Genomic DNA, 24,235 nt, shown 5'->3' on the forward strand with positions numbered 1-24,235 from the left:
TGTTTATTAGCTGTTTATGGCCTGTTGAAAAAGGCTTGCCGAACGCAAAGTGGAACACATAATAAACAATAAAAGATAAATGATCTATTTAAAAATAGATAGTTCGATTTTTTTGTTTTTGAGAATTTCTAAAATGAAAAAAGAAGATAATTCCTCTTCTATGCTTCAACTTTTCTTTTTTTACTTTACCTTTGCGCCCGCTAAAGAACCAGAAGATTTGAATTTAATAATCGACATAGGAAATACAAAGGCAAAGATTGCTTTCTTCAACGGCGGAGAAATGGTGGATGTAGTTACTGAATCCAATCAGTCGCTGGGTTGCTTGAAAGCTCTTTGTTCCCAATATCCGGTTGAACAGGGGATTGTGGCTACTGTCATTGATTTAAGCGAAAAGGTATTGGCTGATTTGGCAGCTTTGCCGTTTCCTTTGCTCTGGCTCAATCATCAGACTCCGCTTCCGGTTGTCAACCTGTACGAAACTCCTGAGACATTGGGATATGATCGTATGGCTGCCGTAGTGGGTGCTAATGAGCAGTTTCCTCATCGGGATATATTGGTTATTGATGCGGGAACCTGTATTACTTACGAGTTTATCGACTCAAAAGGTCAGTATCACGGCGGTAATATTTCTCCCGGTATGCAGATGCGTTTCAAGGCACTTCATCAGTTTACCGGACGTTTGCCTCTGGTGGACACCAACGGGCGCAAACTCCCGATGGGGCGGGACACCGAAACGGCTATACGTGCCGGAGTGATGAAAGGGATGGAATACGAAATTTCAGGTTATATTGAGTCTATGAAGCATAAATATCCTGAACTTTTGGTTTTTTTAACGGGCGGAGATGATTTTTCTTTTGATAGCAGCGTAAAAAGTATCATCTTTGCAGATAGATTTTTAGTGTTGAAAGGATTAAATAGAATTTTAAACTATAATAATGGTAGGATTTAAACACACACTTTGTGCGCTTTTGCTCACGATGGTTACCGGAATGGCAATCGCTCAAAATAATACAAACTCTCCTTATACACGATATGGCTATGGCGACTTATCCGATCAGAGTTTCGGTAATAGCAAGGCGATGGGGGGAATTGCTTTTGGACTTCGGGATGGAGCGCAGATCAATCCGCTGAATCCTGCTTCGTATACAGCCATTGACTCGTTGACGTTCATTTTTGAAGGAGGCGTCAGCCTGCAAAATATGAATATTAGTGGTGGAGGTGTGAAGCTGAACGCTAAAAACTCTAGTTTTGACTATCTGGCTATGCAATTCCGTTTGCATCCGAGGATAGCGATGAGTATCGGATTATTGCCGTTCTCCAATGTGGGATATTCTGTCTCGGAAAGCAATGAGGCTACAGAAACTTCACCGTATAGCACGAAAAGTCTTACTGGTGAGGGTGGTTTACATCAATTGTATGTTGGTGTGGGTGTAAAAGTATTGAAAAACCTGTCTGTTGGTGTGAATGCTTCTTATTTTTGGGGAGATATAACCCGCTCGTTGACGCAACTTTATCCAAATAGCGCTTCTGCTTATTCTTACATTAGACAGAATGTTGTGTCAGTGTCGGATTATAAACTGGATTTTGGATTGCAATATACGCAAGAATTTAACCAAAAACATTCAGTCACTGTCGGAGCTGTATATTCTCCGAAGCATAAGCTGAATAATGATTATACAGTAACGACGCAAGCTAGTTCAACTGTCACTCAGGATTGGGATGCTACACTTAGTGTGCCTAATACTTTTGGCGTCGGCTTTACTTATAACTATGACAAACGCTTGACTGTCGGTGCGGATTATAGTTTGCAGCAGTGGTCAAAAGCTAAGTTTGGCGTAAATACATCGGATGGTGCTGTACGTGAAGAATTTGGTGAAACATACACGTATTGCGACCGTCATAAAATATCTGTGGGTGCGGAATATATTCCAAATTTGATTGGACGTTCCTATTTATCCCACATCAAATATCGTTTGGGAGCTTATTATACGACTCCGTATTATAAGATTGGCGATAAAGACGCAGCCCGCGAATATGGCGTAACTGCCGGTTTCGGTCTGCCTGTGCCTCGTTCCCGTTCCATTCTTAGCATCAGCGGACAGTTTGTTCGTGTAAGTGGACAGGAATCGACCTTTGTAAACGAAAATATCTTTCGCGTAAGCATCGGATTGACGTTCAACGAACGTTGGTTCTTCAAGCGCAGAGTCGAGTAATTGAGATGAATGTAAGAAGAGAAAGAATAGACGACTATAATAATAACAACTAAAATTTAGATACAATGAAAATTAAAACGCTTGTGGCTATGTTGTTCCTTTCGGCAGGAGCAACCACTGTGGTGGCACAGGATGCGTCTAACTGTAACTCGAACAGTAGTATCTCGCATGAAGCTGTGCGTGCTGGCAATTTTAAAGATGCGTATACTCCTTGGAAAGCTGTGTTGGAAAACTGTCCGACGCTTCGTTTCTATACCTTTACTGATGGATATAAAATTCTGAAAGGCTTGATGGGACAAATCAAGGATCGAAATAGTGCGGAATATCAGAAATATTTTAATGAACTGATGAATACGCACGACTTGCGTATGAAGTACACGGATGAATTCTTGTCTAAAGGTACAAAAGTATCTTCTGTTGACGAAGCTCTGGGTATCAAAGCGGTAGATTACATCGCTTTCGCTCCGAAGATTGACGTTAATCAGGCTTACCAATGGTTGAGCCAGTCAGTGAACGCTGTGAAAGGCGAATCAGCAGGTGCGACTATCTTCTATTTCCTGCAAATGTCTTTGGATAAACTGAAAACTGACCCGAATCATAAAGAACAGTTCATTCAGGATTATCTGGCTGCTTCTGAATATGTAGACACAGCTATTGCTAATGAAACTAATGAAGCAAAGAAGAAACCTCTGCTGGGCATTAAAGATAACCTGGTTGCTTTGTTTGTAAACAGCGGAACGGCTGATTGCGAATCACTGCAAAGCATCTATGGACCGAAAGTAGAAGCTAACCAAACTGACTTGGCTTACTTGAAGAAAGTGATCGACATCATGAAAATGATGAAATGTACTGAAAGCGATGCTTATCAACAGGCTGCTTTCTATGTTTACAAGATAGAACCTAGTGCAGAAGCTGCTACCGGATGTGCTTATCAGGCATTTAAGAAAGGTGATGTCGATGGTGCAGTGAAATTCTTTGACGAAGCAGTGAACCTCGAAACAGACAATCTGAAGAAAGCTGAAAAAGCATACGCTGCCGCAGCAGTATTGGCTTCTGCCAAAAAACTGTCTCAAGCAAGAGCATATTGCCAAAAAGCAATTGGCTTTAACGAAAACTACGGTGCTCCATACATCCTGATTGCTAATCTTTATGCAATGAGTCCTAACTGGAGCGATGAGTCGGCTTTGAACAAGTGTACTTATTTTGCAGTAATCGACAAACTGCAACGTGCAAAACAAGTAGATCCGAGCGTAGCTGAAGAAGCTAACAAATTGATCGGTAGATATTCTGGTCATACTCCGCAAGCTAAAGACCTGTTTATGTTGGGTTACAAGCAAGGCGACCGCATCACTATCGGCGGTTGGATAGGAGAGACTACAACGATTAGATAAATGTATGTTGCGAAAACGAAGAAACCGTTTATTGCATAAAAGCATGAGCATAACAATCACCTCCGGGGTGATTGTTATGCTTCTTTTATTATCTTCCTGTGGCGGAAAGAAGAAAGCTATGGGCGAGGCTATCACAGAACGTGATTCTCTTCCGGTGATGACAACATTGGGAGTCACCACTCTTATTTCCGATTCCGGAGTGACACGTTATAGGGTGAATACGGAAGAGTGGATGATGTACGACCGTAAAAAGCCTTCCTATTGGGCCTTTGAAAAAGGAGTATATCTGGAACAGTTCGACTCTATCTTTCATATAGAAGCCAGTATCAAAGCGGATACTGCCTACTATTATGACAAAGAAAGGCTTTGGAAGCTGATAGGGAATGTGGATATACAGAACCGCAAAGGAGAGCGTTTTAATACGGAACTGCTGTACTGGAACGAAGCCACCCAAAAAGTATATTCCGACAAGTTTATACGTATCCAGCAACCGGACCGAATTATTACAGGACATGGCTTCGACTCGAACCAGCAAATGACCATATACACCATCCGCAATATTGGAGGAATTTTCTATGTGGACGAGGACGCGGGCGGCCCGCCCCAACCGGAAACAAAAGCACTGCCGGATTCTGTGAATAAAGATGCTGCGAAATAGGCGAAGTCATATCAATCGTACCTCGTAAATCGTCTGATCGTAAATCAAAACTTATGAATATTTATATCTCTCTAATCATCACCATGGTCTTCTCCGCCTTCTTCTCAGGAATGGAGATTGCCTTTGTGTCGGTAGACAAACTGCGTTTTGAGATGGAACGTAAGGGGGGAATTACGTCCCGCATCCTTTCTATCTTCTTCAAGAACCCGAATGAATTTATCTCTACCATGCTGGTGGGGAATAATATCGCGCTGGTAATCTATGGTATCCTGATGGCGCAGATTATCGGCGACAATCTGCTGGCGGGATTCATCGACAATCATTTTCTGATGGTGTTGGCGCAAACCATTATTTCTACCCTGATTATTTTGGTGACCGGAGAGTTTTTACCGAAAACATTATTCAAAATCAATCCCAATCTGGTTTTGAATCTTTTTGCCATTCCGCTCATTGTTTGTTATGTCGTTCTATATCCTATCTCTAAACTGTCTTCCGGCTTGTCATGTTTGTTCCTTCGTGTCTTTGGTATGAAGGTCAATAAAGATGCGTCCGACAGGGCTTTTGGAAAAGTAGACCTGGACTATTTCGTACAAAGCAGCATTGATAATGCCGAAAATGAAGAAGAACTGGACACGGAAGTGAAAATCTTCCAGAACGCCCTCGACTTCTCGAACATAAAAATCCGCGACTGCATCGTTCCTCGTACCGAAGTGGTGGCAGTCGATCTGACCACTTCACTGGACGAGCTGAAAAGCCGCTTCATAGAATCCGGAATCTCCAAGATAATCGTGTATGACGGGAATATCGACAACGTAGTCGGCTACATCCATTCGTCGGAAATGTTCCGTGCCCCGAAAAACTGGCATGAGAATGTGACACAAGTCCCGATTGTGCCCGAAACAATGTCCGCCAACAAGCTGATGAAGCTCTTTATGCAGCAAAAGAAAACGATTGCCGTAGTGGTGGATGAATTTGGCGGTACGTCCGGCATCGTATCTCTGGAAGACCTCGTTGAAGAAATCTTTGGAGATATAGAAGACGAGCATGATAATACTTCCTATATCAGCAAGCAAATCGACGAACGCGAGTATGTGTTGTCCGCCCGCTTGGAGATAGAAAAAGTCAATGAGACGTTCGGACTCGACTTGCCCGAGTCGGATGATTATCTGACAGTAGGAGGGTTGATTCTGAACCAATATCAGAGCTTTCCGAAGTTGCATGAAGTGGTCCGGGTAGGACGTTATCAATTCAAGATAATTAAGGTCACAGCGACAAAAATAGAACTCGTGCGATTAAAAGTCTTGGAATAATGACGATAATCAAGAAATTTTTAGCTAATAAATAGATGCATATTAGCATTTTTTGTATCTTCGTGCGCTAAAACGACAAAAGAAAGAAATAATAATAAACATAAATCATATTAATCAAAATGGCAACGTTACAAAACATTAGGTCGAAAGGACCTCTATTGGTGATTGTTATCGGCTTGGCGCTGTTTGCTTTTATTGCGGGTGACGCATGGAAGGTGATGCAGCCGCATCAGGCACATGACGTAGGTGAGGTGAACGGAGACGCTCTTTCCGCTCAAGAGTATCAGAATTTGGTAGAAGAATATACCGAAGTGGTGAAACTCATGCGTGGGGTGACCGCCTTGAATGACGAACAAACCAATCAGGTGCGCGATGAAGTATGGCGTTCCTACGTAAACAATAAACTGATTGAAAAAGAAGCAAAAGCACTGGGACTGACTGTTTCTACAGCTGAAATCCAGGACATCCTGAAAGCAGGCGTTCATCCTTTGTTGAGACAAACTCCTTTCCAGAATCCGCAAACAGGAAACTTCGACAAAGATATGTTGAACAAATTCCTCGTGGAATACGCCAAGATGAGCGAATCACAAATGCCGGCACAGTATGCTGAACAATACAACAATATGTATAAATACTGGTCATTCATCCAAAAGACGCTGATTGAAAGCCGTTTGGCAGAAAAGTATCAGGCATTAGTGTCTAAAGCTCTTCTTTCTAATCCGGTGGAAGCACAGGATGCTTTCGATGCAAGAGTGAACCAATACAACGTGTTGATGGCTGGTATTCCTTACTCTTCTGTAGTAGACTCTACAATCGTAGTGAAAGAATCGGAACTGAAAGACTTGTATAACAAGAAGAAAGAACAATTCAAGCAATATCAGGAAACTCGTGACATCAAGTACATTGATGTACAGGTGACTGCAAGTGCTGAAGACAGAGCAGCTATCCAGAAAGAAGTAGACGAAGCTACTGCACAGTTGGCTACTACTACGGATGACTATACTTCTTTTATCCGTTCAGTTGGCTCGGAAGCTCCTTATACAGACTTGTTCTATAACAAAACAGCTTTCCCGTCAGATGTAGCCGCACGTTTGGACTCTGTTTCTGTAGGTGCTATTTATGGTCCTTACTATAACGGTGCCGACAATACAATCAACTCTTTCAAAGTAGTTGCTAAAGCTGTTGCTGCCGACTCTGTCGAATTCCGTCAGATTCAGGTATACGCAGAAGACGCTGTGAAGACAAAGACATTGGCCGACAGCATCTATAACGCAATCAAAGGGGGAGCTAACTTCGTGGATCTGGCAAAGAAATATGGTCAGACAGGTGATGCAAACTGGCTTACTTCTGCACAATATGAAGGTGCACAGATAGACGGTGATAACCTGAAATTTATTTCTGCTATCAACAATGCAGGTGTAAACGAATTGGTAAACTTGCCGATGGGACAAGCAAACGTAATTCTTCAGGTGACGAACAAGAAGTCTACAAAAAACAAATATAAAGTAGCTGTTATCAAACGCGAAGTAGAGTTCAGCAAAGAAACTTACAATCGTGCTTATAATGATTTCAGCCAGTTTATCGCAGCTAATCCTAGCGTAGAGAAGATGGTAGCTAACGCTGAAGAAGCCGGTTACAGATTGCTCGACAGAATGGATTTGAGCAGTTCTGAACACAACATCGGTGGTGTAAGAGGTACAAAAGAAGCGTTGAGATGGACATTTGATAAAGCAAAACCGGGTGAAGTTTCCGGCTTGTACGAATGTGGCGAAAGCGATCACATGATAGTAGTAGGTCTGGTAGGCATTAAGCCGGAAGGATACCGTCCGTTGAAAGCAGTACAGGATCAGTTGAGAGCTGAAATTGTGAAAGATAAGAAAGCTGAAAAGATTATGGCTGACATGAAAGCTGCCAATGCAACTTCATTCAACCAGTACAAAGAGATGGCTAATGCAGTCAGCGACTCTTTGAAGATGGTTACTTTTGCAGCTCCTGCATACGTATCAGCATTGCGCAGCAGCGAACCGTTGGTAGGTGCTTATGCTTCTGCAGCTGAAGTAAATCAGTTGAGCGCTCCTATCAAAGGTAATGCCGGAGTATTTGTATTGCAGGTATACGGTAAGGACAAACTGAACGAAACATTCGACGCAAAAGCAGAAGAAGCTACGCTGACTAACATGCACGCACGTTTCGCCAGCCGTCTGATGAACGACTTGTATCTGAAAGCTAACGTAAAAGATACTCGCTTCTTGTTCTTCTAAACAAGTAGCAAGTAATAGATATTAGGCACGGATTACACGGATTTACGTGGTTTAAACTTATGAGAGAACCACGAAATCCGTGTAATCCGTGCCTTTTTTATTTTCGTTTTTTCGTTTATGATCTTTGTTATCTGATTAAATTTCCATATCTTGCCAATCTTTATCAATAGGCTTTGCGAAATACTTTATTAACTAATACGAATCTATATTATGACAAAACAACTAGCCCAGTATTCAGTTCCCGCTGAAAATTCACGTGTTATTCGTGTGTTTCTTTCGTCAACGTTCAGAGACATGGAAATGGAACGTTCTGCATTAGTCAAACTCTTTAAGGGTTTGCAAGTAAAGGCTGCCAGCCGTGGTGCCACCGTTTCATTGGTTGATTTGCGCTGGGGAATCACAGAAGAAGATGCGAAAAGTGGCAAGGTTGTTGAAATATGCCTGAAAGAAATAGTTAACTCCCGGCCTTTCTTCATTGGTATGGTAGGCGACCGCTATGGATGGTGCCCCAATTATGAGGACTTATCTCAAACTTTCAATGACAGCTTGGAATATCGTTGGATAGAAGATGACTTGAATCATCATTTAAGTGTGACGGAAATTGAAATGCAGTTTGGTGTACTGCGCAATCCCAATCCGTTACATGCCTATTTTTATATAAAACAGTCGGCAGATGATGAGCTGTCTTGCCCTAAAGAGGAGTCTCTTAAACTGAAACGTCTTAAAGAACGTATTTTGCAGCAAGATCGTTATCCTGTGCAAGAGTATGACTCGCCCGAGCAGTTGTGTAACCTTGTGGAAGGTGCTTTCACGGAATTGCTTGAACGGGAGTTTCCAGATATACTGACCGTTGAAGATAATCAAGCATTGCAAGAACAACTGACACGCAATGAACTCTTATTCAATTATCACTCCATACCAGAAGCAGATCAGGCGTTTGCTGACTTTTTGGCAGCGGATGAGCAGCGATGTTTGGTGGTAACGGGCGATTGTGGTCTTGGCAAGAGTGCTTTATTGGCTCATTGGAGCGATTTGGTGAACAATGATATGCCGATGATTCCCATCTATCATCGCTTGGATAGTACTACATTGTCTTCTTATCCGGAAACGTTGGCGAGAATGTTAGCCTCAAAATGCCAGAACGCACTCAAACATCAATCTTTAGGTGAAGAAAATTTGTTTGCGGCTGAAGTATCAAAAGAACTGGACTCGACCCAGAGCACTGCCAAATCCATCATGGACATCGTGAAAAATTCGGTTTTGATGGGAGATGCTGGCTTGAACACTTTTGCGGGGAACACACTTCGGAACCTCAAGGAGATTGAAGAGGATTTGAATTCTATCCAAAAGTTCAGTCAGTTGTGGAGTGCGCTGGGTGCATCAAGATATCCTATCATTCTGTTGATTGATGACATCAGTTATCTGAATCCGACTGAAGCATCCCTGTTTTCTTTATTTGCATCTATTCCCTCGAACGTAAAAGTCGTGTTGAGCTTTTCTGCGTCATCCACCGCCTACCTGCCCTTTGTTCGGAATGGTTACGTTCATTTCCAGTTGAATGGTTTTTCACAAGCGGATGCCAAGTCGTTCTCAAAACAATATCTGTCTACTTACTCCAAGGCCTTGTCCGCACAGCAGGAAGATATTCTTGCTTCGTGGGTGCTGGCCAAACAACCGCGCTGTTTAAGTGTATTGCTCAACGAGTTGGTTTCGTTCGGTCAGTATGATGCTCTGAATGAATATATGAGTGGATATTGCCGGCTCAATGAGATTGAGCAGTTCTACGACAGTGTGCTTCGGCGTTTGTCGGCTGATTATGGTTTCGAAGAGATTGGAAGAACGCTTCTGATGCTCTCACTTACTTTAGAAGGATTTACCGAAGATGAAGTAAAGAGCATGGCAGGCATTAATCAGATACTTTGGTCACAGTTGAGAGTGGAAATGAGTAGCTGGCTCACCAACAAAGGAGGGCGATATTGCATTGGTGACACACAAATGGTAGAGGCGATTGAACGCTGTTTCGCTCAAGATGAAGAATGTATAGATGATAGTCGGCATGAAATTATTTCCGCTCTGCTGGATGAGGAAGAGATCCTTTCCCATCCGTTGACTTTTGCCGATTATAACTATCGCATGAAACAGTTCTGCTACCATGATTCGTATCGCTATAAAGTGGAGATTACCTATCAATGCTATAAGATGCAAGAATGGGATTTATTGAAGGATTGGATTTGTGATGTGGAGATTTTCGAGATTCTGTATCGCACGAATCGTTCTCTGTTGGAAGATAGCTGGAAGGCGATCATGAATGACAATCCTGGCATTACGCCTGAAGTCTATGCCGAATTGGACTTTGATGAGGTTGATTCTTTTTTAATTCCTGTCATTGCTAATGATATGGCTACTTTCTTGAGCAGTTCTTTCCATCTGACGGAGGCAGCGGCTGCTGTGAGTGAGAAGAGTATGGAAGGCGCTGCCATCCCACCAATTGCCAGATCGGTATTGAAGATGAATGAGGGATGCCGGTATGCCCGTAATGAAGAATACGAAATGGCATGCGACTGTTTTCTGAAAGCATTAGTGATGCAGGAAAACATTGTACCGACTCCGGAACTGGAGATTGCCAACACCTGCCGGAATCTAGCTTTGGCATATTACTACAATGAGCAATACAATGAAGCGGGGATCTATTTGAATAGGGCGCTTGATTATCATGCGGCTTCTGCTGACGAGAAGAGTCAGGCAGAAGTCATTGAACTTTCCGAATACCTGGCTTATTGTGATTACTATAAGAATGAGGAAGAGAGTGCTGCCGAAAAATTCCGGAAAGTAGCTGAAATGCACGAGTCTTTGAATGGCAGGCTGTCGGGTGGAGTGGCTAAATGTTTGTGTATGCAGGGTAAATGTCTTTATTATATCAAACGATACGATGAAGCATGGATGCTGATGAATCAGGCGTTGGACATTGCTATGCAGATAGATAACAAAAAACAGATAGTTGCTTGTCATAAACAGTTGTATTATTTATGCAGAGAATTCAAACGAATGATGAATGAACGTGGCGATGGGCAGGCTTCTACTTTATTCTTCCGTGAGTCTCTTTTGCATGAAATGTTTTTCAGCGAAAAACCGCGTCTGGCGGAATTGACTGTCCGCTACGAGGCATTGAGATGTGATATAATGCAGCAATATTACGAGCGTAAAGATTATGATAGTGTGATCCGCATCGCAACTTCCCTGGATATTCACGATGATGCTGATCCCGATGCTTCCTGTCAGGTATATTACTACAAAGCACAGGCTTATGCGAAGATGGAGAATTATCCAATGGCGAAAGAGGCTTTCTTCAGAGAGTTTGAATTGCGAAAGAAATCTTTTGGATGGGAGGACAGACAGACGGTTCTGGCTTGTCAGAATCTAGGGGTGTTACACAGTTTTTGTAATGAACAGGAAGATGCGCTGGCTTGTTTTCGTGAAGCGTACGGTCATGAAGTGAAAAAGAATGGAAAGGACTCTGAAGTGGCGCAAAAGCTACTTCAATATATCAGCGTGGTTGAATCATAACGGAGGCATACTTCCCTTTTTTGTTAACTTTTACATTCCCGTTATACGGAAATCGACTTTATTTCCTTACATTTGCAAATATAAACCATCAACAGAAAGAAGAATGTCTAAATATCCCCTTTTAGGAATGACTCTTGTAGAGCTTCAATCATTGACAAAAAGACTGGGTATGCCCGGTTTTGCTGCCAAGCAGATTGCATCCTGGCTTTACGAAAAGAAGGTAGCCTCGATTGATGATATGACTAATTTGTCATTGAAACACCGGGAGTTGCTCAAGCAGAACTATGAGGTGGGAGCGGAAGCTCCGGTAGATGAAATGCGCTCTGTAGATGGTACGGTGAAGTATCTTTATAAAGTGGGTGAGAACCATTTTGTGGAATCGGTTTATATACCGGATGATGACCGCGCAACATTGTGCGTGTCGTCACAAGTGGGTTGCAAGATGAACTGCAAGTTCTGTATGACAGGCAAACAGGGTTATACCGCTAACCTGACCGCCGGCCAGATCATTAACCAGATTTATTCGCTGCCGGAACGGGATAAACTGACCAATGTCGTAATGATGGGAATGGGCGAGCCGCTCGATAACCTGGATGAGGTGTTGAAAGCATTGGATATACTTACCGCTACCTACGGTTACGCATGGAGTCCGAAGCGTATCACGCTTTCTACAGTCGGGCTGCGGAAAGGATTGCAGCGTTTTATCGAAGAAAATGACTGCCATCTTGCCATCAGCCTTCACTCTCCGCTGACCGTTCAACGTTCTGAATTAATGCCGGCGGAAAAGGCGTTTTCGATCACCGAAATGGTGGAACTGTTAAAAAACTATGATTTTAGTAAACAACGTCGACTTTCGTTTGAATATATTGTTTTTAAAGGGCTCAATGATTCGCAGGTCTATGCCAAAGAGTTGCTGAAACTTCTTCGCGGACTGGATTGCAGGGTGAATCTGATTCGTTTTCATGCCATACCGGGGGTAGACCTCGAGGGAGCGGATATGGATACGATGACCCGTTTTCGTGATTATCTGACGTCACACGGACTTTTCACCACTATCCGTTCATCCAGAGGCGAAGATATTTTTGCTGCTTGCGGTATGCTCTCGACAGCGAAACTGGAGGAAAATAATGAAAGTTAATATATAAAACCGAACATCATGAAAAAGTACTCTTTTATTTTATGCATCGCTTTGGTAGCCTTTGTCGTTGCGTCTTGTGGTCTGAAAGGAAATCACACCTCTAGTGGTCGTGCTTACGAGCTTTTGGTTGTAGTAGATCACGGTGTTTGGGATCGTGCTGCCGGAAGGGCTTTACATGATGCGCTCGATTCTGATATGCCCGGTTTGCCGCAGTCGGAACCTTCTTTCCGGATTATGTATACTTCGCCGAAAGATTATGATTCTACACTGAAGTTGATACGTAACATTATTATTGTAGATATACAGGATATATATACGAAAGCCTCGTTCAAATATGCGAAGGACGTGTATGCCAATCCGCAGATGATATTGACTATCCAGGCTCCGAACGAAGAAGAGTTTGGGAAGTTTGTGGAAGAGAACAAAAAGACGATTGTCGACTTCTTTACCCGTGCGGAAATGAACCGTCAGATTACGTTCCTGGAAGGGAAACACAGTAATTTCATTTCGCAGAAAGTGGACAGTTTGTTCGGATGCGACATTTGGATAGATGCCGAACTGGCCAATTCAAAGACCGGGAAGGATTTCTTCTGGGCTTCTACCAACACAGGTACTGCCGACCGTAACTTCGTGATGTACTCTTATCCGTATACTGACAAGGATACGTTTACCAAAGAATACTTTGTGCACAAACGTGACTCCGTGATGAAAGCCAATATACCCGGATTCAAGGAAGGCGTTTATATGTCGACCGATAGTTTGCTGACCGATGTCCGTCCGATCAATGTAAAGAACAGCTATACCATGGAAGCACGTGGCCTGTGGCGTATGAAGGGCGACTTTATGGGTGGCCCATATGTGTCTCATACTCGTCTGGACGAGAAAAACCAACGAATTATTACAGCAGAAATATTTGTTTATTCACCTGATAAAATGAAACGCAACCTGGTACGCCAGATGGAAGCATCTCTGTATACACTGAAACTTCCGAATGAAGTTCAGCAGAATCAGATTCCATTGGGAGAAGCATCTAAGGAGGCGGAACAAACTAATAAATAAAAACATGGAAGATAACAAGATAAGAATAGGTATCACCCAGGGAGATATTAACGGGGTGGGCTATGAGGTGATTCTTAAGACATTTTCTGACCCTACGATGTTGGAACTATGTACTCCGATCATTTATGGCTCACCGAAAGTAGCGGCTTATCATCGCAAAGCGCTGGATATACAGACCAGTTTCAGCATTGTCAACTCTGCTAGCGAAGCAGGGTACAACCGTTTGAGCGTAGTGAACTGCACGGATGATGAGGTGAAAGTGGAATTTTCCAAACCCGACCCCGAAGCCGGTAAAGCTGCGCTGGGAGCTTTGGAACGTGTCATCGAAGAATATCACGAAGGGTTGATAGACGTTATCGTAACAGCTCCGATCAACAAACATACGATTCAGTCGGAAGAATTCTCATTCCCCGGACATACGGAATATATCGAAGAACGTTTGGGCAATGGTGATAAATCATTGATGATTTTGATGAAAAATGACTTCCGGGTGGCTCTGGTGACGACGCATATCCCTGTCAGGGAGATCGCGACTACGATTACCAAAGAACTGATTCAGGAGAAACTGATGATATTCCATCGTTGCTTGAAACAGGATTTCGGTATCGGTGCTCCGCGTATTGCGGTGCTCTCTCTCAATCCTCATGCCGGAGACGGTGGTTTGTTGGGAATGGAAGAACAGGAAGTGATTATCCCTGCCATGAAAGAAATGGAAGAGAAAGGAATCCTTTGCTACGGTCCTTATGCGGCCGACGGCTTTATGGGTTCAGGCAATTATACTCATTTTGACGGTATCCTGGCGATGTATCACGATCAGGGGCTGGCTCCGTTCAAGGCATTGGCCATGGAAGACGGGGTGAACTATACGGCAGGCCTGCCGGTAGTACGTACTTCTCCGGCTCATGGAACGGCTTATGACATTGCAGGCAAGGGGATGGCTTGTGAAGATTCTTTCCGTCAGGCAATCTATGTTGCCATCGATGTGTTCCGTAATCGTCAGCGTGAAAAAGTGGCTCGTGCCAATCCGTTGCGTAAACAATATTACGAGAAACGTGACGATAGTGATAAACTGAAACTGGATACAGTGGACGAAGATTAAAAACAAGTGATGATAAAAGCAGAGATACAACAAGTGAAACAGCGTTTCGGTATTATTGGAAATACCGAAGCATTGTCGCGCGCTATAGATGTTGCCATTCAGGTAGCTCCTACCGATTTGTCTGTGCTGATTACCGGAGAAAGTGGAGTCGGAAAAGAAAGTTTTCCGCAGATTATTCATCAATATAGCCGGAGGAAGCACGGACAGTATATTGCTGTCAACTGTGGCGCTATTCCGGAGGGTACGATTGACTCCGAACTGTTCGGACATGAGAAAGGTGCGTTTACCGGTGCGATTGGCGAACGGAAAGGGTACTTTGGCGAAGCCGACGGTGGTACTATTTTTCTTGATGAAGTAGGAGAGTTGCCGATGTCTACCCAGGCACGTTTGCTCCGTGTATTGGAGAGTGGCGAGTTTATGAAAGTAGGTTCGTCCAAAGTGCAAAAAACGGATGTGCGTGTGGTGGCAGCTACCAATGTCAATCTGACACAAGCGATTGCAGAAGGACGTTTCCGTGAAGATTTATATTATCGGTTGAATACGGTGCCTATCCAGATTCCTCCTTTGCGTGAACGTGGAGACGATGTGCTCCTGTTGTTCCGTAAGTTTTCCGCAGACTTTGCAGAGAAATACCGGATGCCTGCTATCCAGCTGACAGAAGATGCAAAGAAAGAGTTACTGGCTTACCCGTGGCCCGGAAACGTGCGTCAGTTGAAGAACATCACCGAGCAAATATCTATCATTGAAACCAACAGGGAGATCTCAGCAGCTATCTTGCAGAATTATCTTCCCGCACAAAATACGCAACGTCTTCCCGCACTGATGGGAACGCGTGAAAGTAAAGGCTTTGAGAGCGAACGGGAGATTCTTTATTCTGTTCTGTTCGACATGCGCCAGGAAGTGGCGGAGCTGAAGAAGATGGTGCACAACCTGATGGCGGAACGTGCCGGACAGGTGGGGCAGGTAGGACAAATGGGAACGGTGGTTACTACTCCGGTAGTGACGGCGCATCAACCTTCGGTACCTGCTATCATTCATACCATGCAGCCTACGGTTTGCAAGGATGATGATGACATACAAGACACGGAAGAATATGTAGAAGAATCTCCTTTGTCACTAGACGAAGTGGAGAAAGAAATGATACGCAAAGCACTTGAGAGGCATCATGGAAAGCGAAAGAGCGCGGCCAAGGACTTGAACATTTCCGAGCGTACACTTTATAGAAAAATAAAAGAATATGAATTGGATTAAGAAAATAATACGTCCTTTGTTACTGTTCGGCTTGCCGTTGGTAGTCATTGCGTGCACTGTTTCCTATAAGTTTAACGGATCGTCTATCAATTATGATAAGGTAAAGACCATTTCGATAGCCGACTTCCCGATCAAGTCGGAGTATGTGTATGCCCCGTTGGCAACCAAGTTCAATGAGGACCTGAAAGATATCTTCATCCGGCAGACCCGTCTGCAACTGCTCAAGCCGAATCAGAATGCCGACTTGCAGATTGATGGAGAAATCACAGGATACAATCAGTACAACCAGGCAGTATCTGCCGACGGTTACTCTTCGGAGACGAAGTTGACTATCACCGTCAATGTACGTTTTGTCAACAACACCAATCATGCCGAAGACTTTGAACAACAGTTTTCTGCGTTCCGTACCTACGACTCTACCCAGTTGCTGACTGCCGTACAGGACGGATTGATTGCTGAAATGTCTAAAGAGATCACTGACCAAATTTTTAATGCAACTGTAGCAAACTGGTAATATAAATGACTTCTGTTAACTTTCAACAATGGATTCAGCATCCCGAGACGCTGAATAGGGATACTTTGTACGAACTGCGCAATCTTCTTGCGAGGTATCCGTATTTTCAGTCACTTCGTCTGCTGTATCTGAAGAACCTGTATATTCTCCATGATATTAGTTTCGGTGGAGAACTGCGGAAAGCAGTTCTTTACATTGCAGACAGGCGGCAGTTATTCCAGTTGATTGAAGGTGATCGCTATGATGTGCAGGCACGGAAAAAGGGAGTACCTCTCACGGAAGTGCTGAAAGACGAACCGTCTGTAGACCGCACATTAGCATTGATCGACGCTTTCTTGTCCACAGTACCCGAAGAGGTGACTGCCCGGACCAGCTTCGATTATTCGGTGGATTACACCTCTTATCTTTTGGAGGAGACTACAGCCACGGAACAGTCGTCCGAAGAAACGCCCAAACTCAAAGGCTACGAACTGATTGACGACTTTATAGAAAAGAGCGAGAGCGACTCTCCCCTCTGCATGAAACCTTTAAGAGAAGAAATGCCATCTGCCACAACCTCTTCGGGCGAGCTCCCTGAAGAAGAAACGATGGAGGAAGAAGAGGAAGATGACAGCTGTTTTACGGAAACTTTGGCAAAAATCTATGTTAAACAGCAACGATATTCAAAAGCTCTTGAAATAATTAAAAAATTAAGCTTGAAATATCCAAAAAAAAATGCTTACTTTGCAGACCAAATCAGATTTTTGGAGAAATTGATTATTAACGCTAATTCAAAATAACTAAAAATGTACTTATTATTCGTTATCTTAATGGTTATTGCAGCCTTGTTGATGTGTTTCATCGTGCTGATTCAGAACTCAAAAGGGGGCGGGCTTGCTTCTGGTTTCTCTTCATCTAACGCCATCATGGGCGTGCGCAAGACTACAGATTTTCTGGAAAAAGCAACATGGGGTTTAGCTATCTTCATGGTGGTAATGAGCATTGCTACTGCTTATGTAGTTCCTCGCTCTGCTGTTGCTAAAGACGCAGTGTTGGAACAGGCACAGAAAGAACAACAGACTAACCCGTATAACTTACCCGCAGGTACGGCTGCGCCGCAAACTGAAGCTCCTGCTACCAACGCACCTGCTACAGAAACTCCGGCACCGGCTACTGAAACTCCTGCTCCTGCAGCAGAGTAATTCACTCCGTCGTCAGGTAAGGCTTTGGGGTAAAACCATTAATGGGAAGGTGCAGACAGATGCTGCATTTCTTTGATATTTAAGTGCGGATTACGCAGATTACACGGATTCTCAATCTTCCGCGTGGTCAGTGTAATCCGCACTTAACTTTTTCTTGTAAAAACAATCTCTTTGTGATAGAAACAAACGAGATTTAACTACCTTTGTTGGCTGTATAAGATTATTAACTACTTTTTTAAATATAACAATGACAGAACATTTGAAACAAAAATTGAATGACTCCGCCGTACTCCGATGGAGCGTTCTTGCATTGGTCGCATTTACTATGCTATGCGGCTATTTCCTCACCGACGTAATGTCTCCTCTAAAACCCATGCTTGAGAAAGAACTACTATGGGACAGTCTTGATTATGGTTTCTTCACAAGCGCTTACGGATGGTTTAATGTATTCCTGTTGATGCTGATCTTCGGTGGTATCATTTTGGATAAGATGGGAGTCCGTTTCACTGGAATGGGAGCTTGTTTGCTGATGGTGCTGGGTTGTGGATTGAAATACTATGCGATTTCTACTACTTTCCCGGAAGGTGCCATGCTCTTCGGGTTCAAAACACAGGTGACTTTGGCTGCATTGGGGTATGCTATCTTCGGTGTAGGTGTGGAGATTGCCGGTATCACAGTTTCCAAGATTATCGTGAAATGGTTCAAGGGCAAGGAAATGGCATTGGCTATGGGACTTGAAATGGCTACGGCACGTATCGGAACAACTTTGGCAATGGTGCTCACGGTTCCTTTGGCTGACTTCTTCGGATATACGGATGAGAGTGGCGCATTCCATACCAATATTCCTGCTCCAATTTTGTTTTGTCTGATTATGTTGTGCGTGGGTACGATTGCTTTCTTCCTTTATACTTTCTATGACAAGAAGCTGGATGCTTCTTTGGACGCAGAGGGATTGGAACCGGAAGAGCCGTTCCGTATGAAAGATATTGTGTATATCATTACCAATAAAGGATTCTGGTTGATTGCATTACTCTGTGTATTGTTCTACTCGGCTGTATTCCCCTTTATCAAGTATGCTGCCGACTTGATGGTGCAGAAATATAATGTAGATCCGAAGTTGGCGGGAACGATTCCCGGATTGTTACCGATTGGCGCGATTATCCTGACTCCGTTGTTCGGTTCGTTATATGACCGTATCGGTAAGGGAGCCACATTGATGGTCATCGGATCGTTGATGCTTATTTTTGTACATACGATGTTTGCTCTGCCTATACTGAATATATGGTGGTTTGCTACTATTATCATGATTATATTGGGATTTGCCTTCTCGTTGGTGCCTTCAGCTATGTGGCCATCTGTTCCGAAGATTATCCCGGAAAAACAGTTGGGTACAGCTTATGCATTGATTTTCTGGGTACAGAACTGGGGATTGATGGGTGTTCCTTTGCTGATTGGATGGGTGTTGAATACTTATTGCAAAGGTCCGGTAATAGACGGTGCACAGACTTATGACTACACGTTACCTATGACTGTTTTTGCTCTCTTTGGTGTACTTGCTCTGCTTGTGGCTTTGATGTTGAAGGCAGAGGACAAGAAGAAGGGATATGGTTTGGAAGAGGCGAATATCCAAAAGTAACTAGGGAATTCGGTATCTAAAGTAACAAAGGAATTTTGTATCAAGGTGTAAACAAAAGAGTATCAGTATTAATACTCTGAAATAAAAAAATAAGAAGTATGGCTGCCAAAGAGAAAATCAACCTGTTAGAGGTCATTCCCTGTCGCAGTGAACATATTACAGCAGAAAGGGAAGGGGAGACGATTGTGCTCTCCTTTCCCCGTTTTAAATATCCGTGGATGCAACGCTTCCTTGTGCCGAAAGGAATGTCGAAAGAACTTCATGTGAAATTGGAAGAACACGGTACGGCTGTATGGGAACTGATAGATGGAAAACGCAATGTTCGTGAGATTATAGAAAAACTCGCAGAGCACTTTCAAAATGAAGAGGGCTACGAGTCACGTGTATCGGCTTATCTTTCTCAAATGCAGAAAGATGGATTTATAAAATTGATGACACCAGTCGTATAAATGGGAATTTATATTTCACCACAGAGGACACGGAGGACACCGAGTTCTTCTCTCTCTTTCCGTAAGTAAAACAGAGCGATAAATACGATTATAAATACGTGAGGCTCTGTGGTACTCTATAGTGAATAAAAAAGATTAAACCTCTGTGTCCTCCGTGTCCTCTGTGGTGAACTCATTATTATTTATTTGATAAATACAGCCCAAAGTATGACGGCAATTGCTATCAGGATACCCATGATAATAAGTGTTCCCCAAACAAAATAATTGCTGTCTTTCTCTTTCTTTTTCTCCGAGTCGTGGATAATACGTTCCATTTCTTCGGGAGTAGTATTGGGTAGTGGATAAGGTTCGTTGGTGCGGTTGAGATGCTTCAGTTTCTCGTTAGCACGTTCACGACGCAGTCGGGAAGCTTCCCGACCTTCACTAAGCCGGCGTATCATGTCGAGCATATGTCCTTCACCACCCATATTCTTTATTTTTTAGAAGTTTAGTTTCTTGTTTTTCTATTTCCCTTCCTCTCTGTCCACTTTGAGCAATCCTCCCGTATTCGGATCAAAATAAACTTTGATGGTAGAATTCTTGTTGAACAAAACCGGAGCCAGATATTCTATCACACCGAATTGAGTAATAGGAAGCTCACCTTCGTAAAGTTTCTTTTTACCGTCGGTCAATGTAACCATAGCTTGTCCGGGTACGTTGTAGGCGATTCCATCCAAATCTTTCTTTTTCTTACCGTCTTCCTGCGGTATCTTGACAGATTTCAGGTCTTTCAGACTGATATAAAACGGAGTTCCTGCCAAATCATTGTTGGCAACTACACCTAACTTCTTTGAGAAACGGAAAGCAACTTCGTTGTTGAGTTCCTTGTCAGGAGTAAGGCGGACAGTGAATGTTCTCTCTTCCTTGTTGCAGGTGCCGGAGAACATTTGCGTCATGGCTTCTTCCTGTGCATTCAGATTGTCGAGCATAATCTTAAGTTGTGCTCCGTCTGAAGGCATATTATCAGCTTGTCCGCGCAATAAGGCATTCTTGCTTTCGCGGATGTTATAGATTTCTTTAGCTACCAGCTCGGCCATCTTGGCGGTAGAGCTAGCCATCAGAATCTCTTCGGTCAGGAATTCACGAGGATTTGCTTTCTTTTGGAGGACTGTGGGAGCGGGAGCGGCTTTTTTGCCTACACTGCTGTTGCTGTAAGGAACATTGATTGTTTTCACAATGCCATCCTCTGTCAGTTCCATGAGCGGTGCTACTGTCTTATCCTTCAATTTTACGAAATACGTCGTTTCGCTGTTGGGCACACCTACGGATTTCACTTTTACGCTAGCCAGTTCCCAGTACTCTTCAGGGTCGGCGGAGACGTTGGTCAGTCGCAGGTAACGATCAGCATATTTGCTGAATTCTCCCGGAGTATAGTTGACTTTGTTGGCTTTTATTTCAAGTTCTATTTGGGTTTTGGGAAGACTGTAAACCACTCCATAGTCTTTTCCCCGGGTAACCCCTGTCAGTACTTCGGTTTGTGCATAGGCGGACGTTGTCATAAGTAGTCCTGCTGCTATAATCAACTTTTTCATATTCGGTTCTTTTTAACTGGTTTTGAAAACAAAGTTAATGAAGTTATTGAAAAAACTGTAAGTTCTTAACTTTTATTCGCTTACAAGTCGCCACGCTGTCGGCAGACAGGTGATAATATCGCTTGCGATCATTCCGATCATTCCTTGCTTCTTTTGAGCGACATCGCCCGCCAATCCGTGAATGTAAGTGCCGATTTTAGCGGCTTCCTCGGTGGGGTAACCTTGGGCAAGCAGTGCCAGGATTACTCCGGTCAGTACGTCACCGCTACCCCCGGTTGCCATTCCCGGATTTCCGGTTGGGTTGAAGAAACATTTACCTTCGGGGGTGATGATGGTGGAGTAGGCTCCTTTTAAAATTATATGGACATGGGCGGCACGGGCCAGTTCGCAAGCCTTCATCAGACGTTCGTAAGAGTCCTGGCATTTACCGGTCAGACGTTCCAGCTCTTTTGGATGCGGGGTGAGGATGGAGCCCTTCGGCAAGTGGGTAAGGGCATGACGGTGGTTGGCGAGGATATTAAGAGCGTCGGCATCCACTACAACAGGAGTTTGGCAGTGCTCCAGTTGCTCCAGTAGGGCGGCTTCCGTTTCCTCGTTTCGTCCCAGTCCCGGGCCGATACCGACTGCTTGATAATCGTCCGTGTCGGTAGGTATGGCAAAACAGGTTTCGTTGGCGTCAGTTTCTACGATTGCTTCGGGTATGGAGGTCTGCAAGATGTCGTTGTTGCACATTGGCGCATGAACAGTCAGCAGCCCTACTCCCGAACGGAGGCAGGCGCGGGCAGCGAGCACAGAGGCCCCTGCCATTCCTTTTGAACCGGCAATCAGCAGTGCATGACCGAAGTTTCCCTTGTGGGCAAACTGTTTTCGTGGCTTGATGAGTGAACGGATTTCCTCTATTTCCAACATTTCGTAGTTCGTTCCCATCTCTTCAATACCGTCTTCGCTCAATTGGATGTCCAACAATTCCCATTCTCCGACAAATTCAGTGTTTTCTGCGAAAAGAAAGGCGAGCTTCGGCAGTTGCAGACTGAAAGTTACGTCGGCACGGATAATATTAGCTTTTACGTTGAATGTATTTTCTTCTCCCATCAGTCCGGAAGGAATGTCGATGGCTACTACCATGGCAGGGGAAGAATTGATGTATTTCACTACGGCAGCGAATCCGCCGCTCAACGGTTTGTTCAGACCTGAACCGAATAATCCGTCGATTACCAGATGGTCGGGCGTCAGGGCGGGAGGTACGAATTGGGTACTGATTTCGTGGAATTTTACTTCTTCCATCATTTCTACCAGTTCTTTATTGGTCTGGCAGTCGGGCGAAAGTTCTCCTTTCGTGTTGAAGAGAAATACCTCGATCTTATATCCTTTTTCAGCCATCATGCGGGCTACGGCAAGAGCGTCTCCGCCATTATTCCCCGGCCCGGCAAAGATGGTGACCGGTGTTTCCGTATTCCATCTGTCTGTGATGGCTTTTGTTAATGCGGTTGCTGCACGTTCCATCAGGTCGATTGATGCAATAGGTTCGTTCTCAATGGTATAAGCGTCCAATTTCTTGATACTGCTGCTTGGAAATATTTTCATTGCGATGTTCTTTTAGTTTTCGGATTACAAATGTACATGATTCTTCTGACTTTTCCCGTTTGTTATGGGAAGAAAACCATAATTGCAACTTTTAATTCATCATTAGTTCTATCTTTTGGTCAAAGAAATATCTGCTTTTGAACTATTAAGCGTTAGAATAACTCCGCCAAAAAATAATTCAATGCTGCACCATTATGAACTTACTTTTATTTCTCCCTGAAAAAGATTTCTTCATTTCATTTCTCATATTCTCATTGTTTTTCGATAAACGAAAGATAATCAAATAGATATCTTATGAGAAACACTTTTCCAAAACGGTATTTCTCATAAGTTCTCCCATATTTTGGCTCAAAAGCCACCTTATTCTCATAGTATTTCAGGGTATTTCTCATAGTCAAAAGCCATTCTTTCTTCCTTTTTTCTTTCAGCCTGCCTTATTTTTATCAGGAAATGAAGCTACTATTTAGATAAAATAGTGGCTTTTTGCTTGAAGATACTCGTTGGTCTCGATTGTCCCATATATTGTGGGAAAGTATTCCCGTATATTGAAGGAAAACTTTCCCACAAAATAAGGGAATACTTTCCCAAGCCTTAGGGAATCTTTTCCCACAATATGTGGGACTAAGACACTGTGTATGGAAGCAAGCAAAAGGAATGCATAGTTCTATTTATTCAATGTCAGCTTCCGGCACACTACACTATGAGGAATGAAGCAAAATCCGGGTTATTTTGCGAAAAAACTATGAGAAATGCCTGTTTTGAAATCATTTCTCATAGTCTATCTTATTAGTTTACTGCCACTTGTGTCTTATTTATGAGAATATGAGAAATGAAAATGAAAAATCTTTTTCTGTAGAGGGGCGGATGGAAATTGTGTTTAGTTTATCTCCATACCTTCTTGAACAAACTTTTGATACGCCCCTTCCCCTGATTGACCCTTTGATTATTTGCCGTTTCCGATAAAAATGTTATCTTTGGAGATAGGTAATGTGCATCAGCATCACATTAATTTCCTGTGCTCACAATGAATTAGAATCTAAATAACGGATTGTTTAATCTTCTAAAGTTTGCATGATGGAAAAGACAAAAATTGGCTCGAATGCCGGGAAAGTATGGCGCATCTTAAATGAAAAAGGTGAACTTTCAATATTCGATTTGTGCCGTGAATTAAGTTTGACGTTTGAAGACGTAGCTCTCGCTATTGGTTGGCTGGCCCGAGAAGACAAAATCTTTTTGAGGAAAAGAGAAGGAATGCTTTTTGCCAGTATCGAAAATGTCGAATTTACTTTTGGCTAAGGTGGTAGCTAACCTCCATTTAAGATAGATTTCCACTTTATTATTTACACTGCTAAAAAA

At 43.3% G+C, this 24,235-nt stretch carries 20 protein-coding genes; 17 read left to right on the forward strand and 3 right to left on the reverse strand.

What is annotated here, in order from left to right; genetic code table 11:
- The first annotated feature begins 160 nt into the window (after positions 1–160).
- The 16 genes from I2I04_RS19680 to I2I04_RS19755 all read left to right on the forward strand — a co-directional run bounded on the left by I2I04_RS19680 (position 161) and on the right by I2I04_RS19755 (position 19,724).
- Positions 161–949 (forward strand): type III pantothenate kinase, encoded by a 789-nt coding sequence (locus I2I04_RS19680; protein ID WP_195471777.1) that lies wholly within the window; start codon positions 161–163, stop codon positions 947–949.
- On the forward strand, positions 936–2,213 hold the full coding sequence (locus I2I04_RS19685; protein WP_195655748.1) for an OmpP1/FadL family transporter: 1,278 nt from the start codon (positions 936–938) through the stop codon (positions 2,211–2,213). Before I2I04_RS19680 ends, I2I04_RS19685 begins: the two co-directional genes overlap by 14 nt.
- A 65-nt stretch (positions 2,214–2,278) precedes the next feature.
- A complete protein-coding gene (locus tag I2I04_RS19690) occupies positions 2,279–3,604 on the forward strand; it encodes a hypothetical protein (RefSeq protein WP_143258176.1) in 1,326 nt (441 codons plus the stop codon).
- 43 nt (positions 3,605–3,647) lie between these two features.
- Positions 3,648–4,262, forward strand: a complete 615-nt coding sequence (gene lptC / locus I2I04_RS19695; protein WP_185911437.1) for an LPS export ABC transporter periplasmic protein LptC — start codon at positions 3,648–3,650, stop codon at positions 4,260–4,262.
- A 53-nt stretch (positions 4,263–4,315) separates the two neighbouring features.
- Positions 4,316–5,572 (forward strand): hemolysin family protein, encoded by a 1,257-nt coding sequence (locus I2I04_RS19700; protein ID WP_143258177.1) that lies wholly within the window; start codon positions 4,316–4,318, stop codon positions 5,570–5,572.
- A 119-nt stretch (positions 5,573–5,691) separates the two neighbouring features.
- Positions 5,692–7,833, forward strand: coding sequence for a peptidylprolyl isomerase (locus I2I04_RS19705; protein ID WP_143258178.1), 2,142 nt, complete (start codon positions 5,692–5,694; stop codon positions 7,831–7,833).
- 210 nt (positions 7,834–8,043) lie between these two features.
- Positions 8,044–11,397, forward strand: a complete 3,354-nt coding sequence (locus I2I04_RS19710) for a DUF4062 domain-containing protein (RefSeq protein WP_195655749.1) — start codon at positions 8,044–8,046, stop codon at positions 11,395–11,397.
- 103 nt (positions 11,398–11,500) lie between these two features.
- The gene (gene rlmN, locus I2I04_RS19715; RefSeq protein WP_143258180.1) at positions 11,501–12,535 is read left to right on the forward strand and encodes a 23S rRNA (adenine(2503)-C(2))-methyltransferase RlmN; all 1,035 of its coding nucleotides are present in this window, start codon (positions 11,501–11,503) and stop codon (positions 12,533–12,535) included.
- 18 nt (positions 12,536–12,553) lie between these two features.
- The gene (locus I2I04_RS19720) at positions 12,554–13,594 is read left to right on the forward strand and encodes a DUF4837 family protein (protein ID WP_143258181.1); all 1,041 of its coding nucleotides are present in this window, start codon (positions 12,554–12,556) and stop codon (positions 13,592–13,594) included.
- Positions 13,595–13,598: 4 nt separating this feature from the next.
- Entirely contained in the window at positions 13,599–14,693 is a 1,095-nt protein-coding gene (gene pdxA / locus I2I04_RS19725) for a 4-hydroxythreonine-4-phosphate dehydrogenase PdxA (RefSeq protein ID WP_195655750.1), read from the forward strand.
- Between the two features lie 9 nt (positions 14,694–14,702).
- Positions 14,703–15,944, forward strand: coding sequence for a sigma-54 interaction domain-containing protein (locus tag I2I04_RS19730; RefSeq protein ID WP_143258493.1), 1,242 nt, complete (start codon positions 14,703–14,705; stop codon positions 15,942–15,944).
- Positions 15,931–16,458 (forward strand): LptE family protein, encoded by a 528-nt coding sequence (gene lptE / locus I2I04_RS19735; RefSeq protein WP_009039716.1) that lies wholly within the window; start codon positions 15,931–15,933, stop codon positions 16,456–16,458. The genes I2I04_RS19730 and lptE overlap by 14 nt, the downstream gene beginning before the upstream one ends.
- A gap of 5 nt (positions 16,459–16,463) precedes the next feature.
- Positions 16,464–17,237: a tetratricopeptide repeat protein gene (locus I2I04_RS19740; protein WP_195471671.1), complete on the forward strand. Its 774-nt coding sequence runs from the start codon at positions 16,464–16,466 to the stop codon at positions 17,235–17,237.
- A gap of 6 nt (positions 17,238–17,243) precedes the next feature.
- A complete protein-coding gene (gene secG / locus I2I04_RS19745) occupies positions 17,244–17,639 on the forward strand; it encodes a preprotein translocase subunit SecG (RefSeq protein ID WP_004301890.1) in 396 nt (131 codons plus the stop codon).
- 247 nt (positions 17,640–17,886) lie between these two features.
- Entirely contained in the window at positions 17,887–19,275 is a 1,389-nt protein-coding gene (locus tag I2I04_RS19750) for an MFS transporter (RefSeq protein WP_195655751.1), read from the forward strand.
- 98 nt (positions 19,276–19,373) lie between these two features.
- On the forward strand, positions 19,374–19,724 hold the full coding sequence (locus tag I2I04_RS19755) for a PqqD family protein (protein ID WP_143258185.1): 351 nt from the start codon (positions 19,374–19,376) through the stop codon (positions 19,722–19,724).
- Between the two features lie 182 nt (positions 19,725–19,906).
- On the opposite strand, the gene I2I04_RS19760 is transcribed toward I2I04_RS19755, so the two are convergent.
- The 3 genes from I2I04_RS19760 to I2I04_RS19770 all read right to left on the reverse strand — a co-directional run bounded on the left by I2I04_RS19760 (position 19,907) and on the right by I2I04_RS19770 (position 22,879).
- The gene (locus tag I2I04_RS19760) at positions 19,907–20,191 is read right to left on the reverse strand and encodes a hypothetical protein (RefSeq protein ID WP_143258186.1); all 285 of its coding nucleotides are present in this window, start codon (positions 20,189–20,191) and stop codon (positions 19,907–19,909) included.
- A gap of 36 nt (positions 20,192–20,227) precedes the next feature.
- A complete protein-coding gene (locus tag I2I04_RS19765; RefSeq protein WP_143258187.1) occupies positions 20,228–21,295 on the reverse strand; it encodes a DUF4831 family protein in 1,068 nt (355 codons plus the stop codon).
- A 72-nt stretch (positions 21,296–21,367) separates the two neighbouring features.
- Positions 21,368–22,879: an NAD(P)H-hydrate dehydratase gene (locus I2I04_RS19770; protein ID WP_195655752.1), complete on the reverse strand. Its 1,512-nt coding sequence runs from the start codon at positions 22,877–22,879 to the stop codon at positions 21,368–21,370.
- A gap of 1,071 nt (positions 22,880–23,950) precedes the next feature.
- Here I2I04_RS19770 and I2I04_RS19775 point away from each other — a divergent pair.
- Positions 23,951–24,175, forward strand: coding sequence for a winged helix-turn-helix domain-containing protein (locus I2I04_RS19775; protein WP_195655753.1), 225 nt, complete (start codon positions 23,951–23,953; stop codon positions 24,173–24,175).
- Positions 24,176–24,235 lie beyond the last annotated feature (60 nt).

This window comes from Bacteroides sp. 1001136B_160425_E2 (genome assembly GCF_015559655.1).
Taxonomy (GTDB): domain Bacteria; phylum Bacteroidota; class Bacteroidia; order Bacteroidales; family Bacteroidaceae; genus Bacteroides; species Bacteroides luhongzhouii.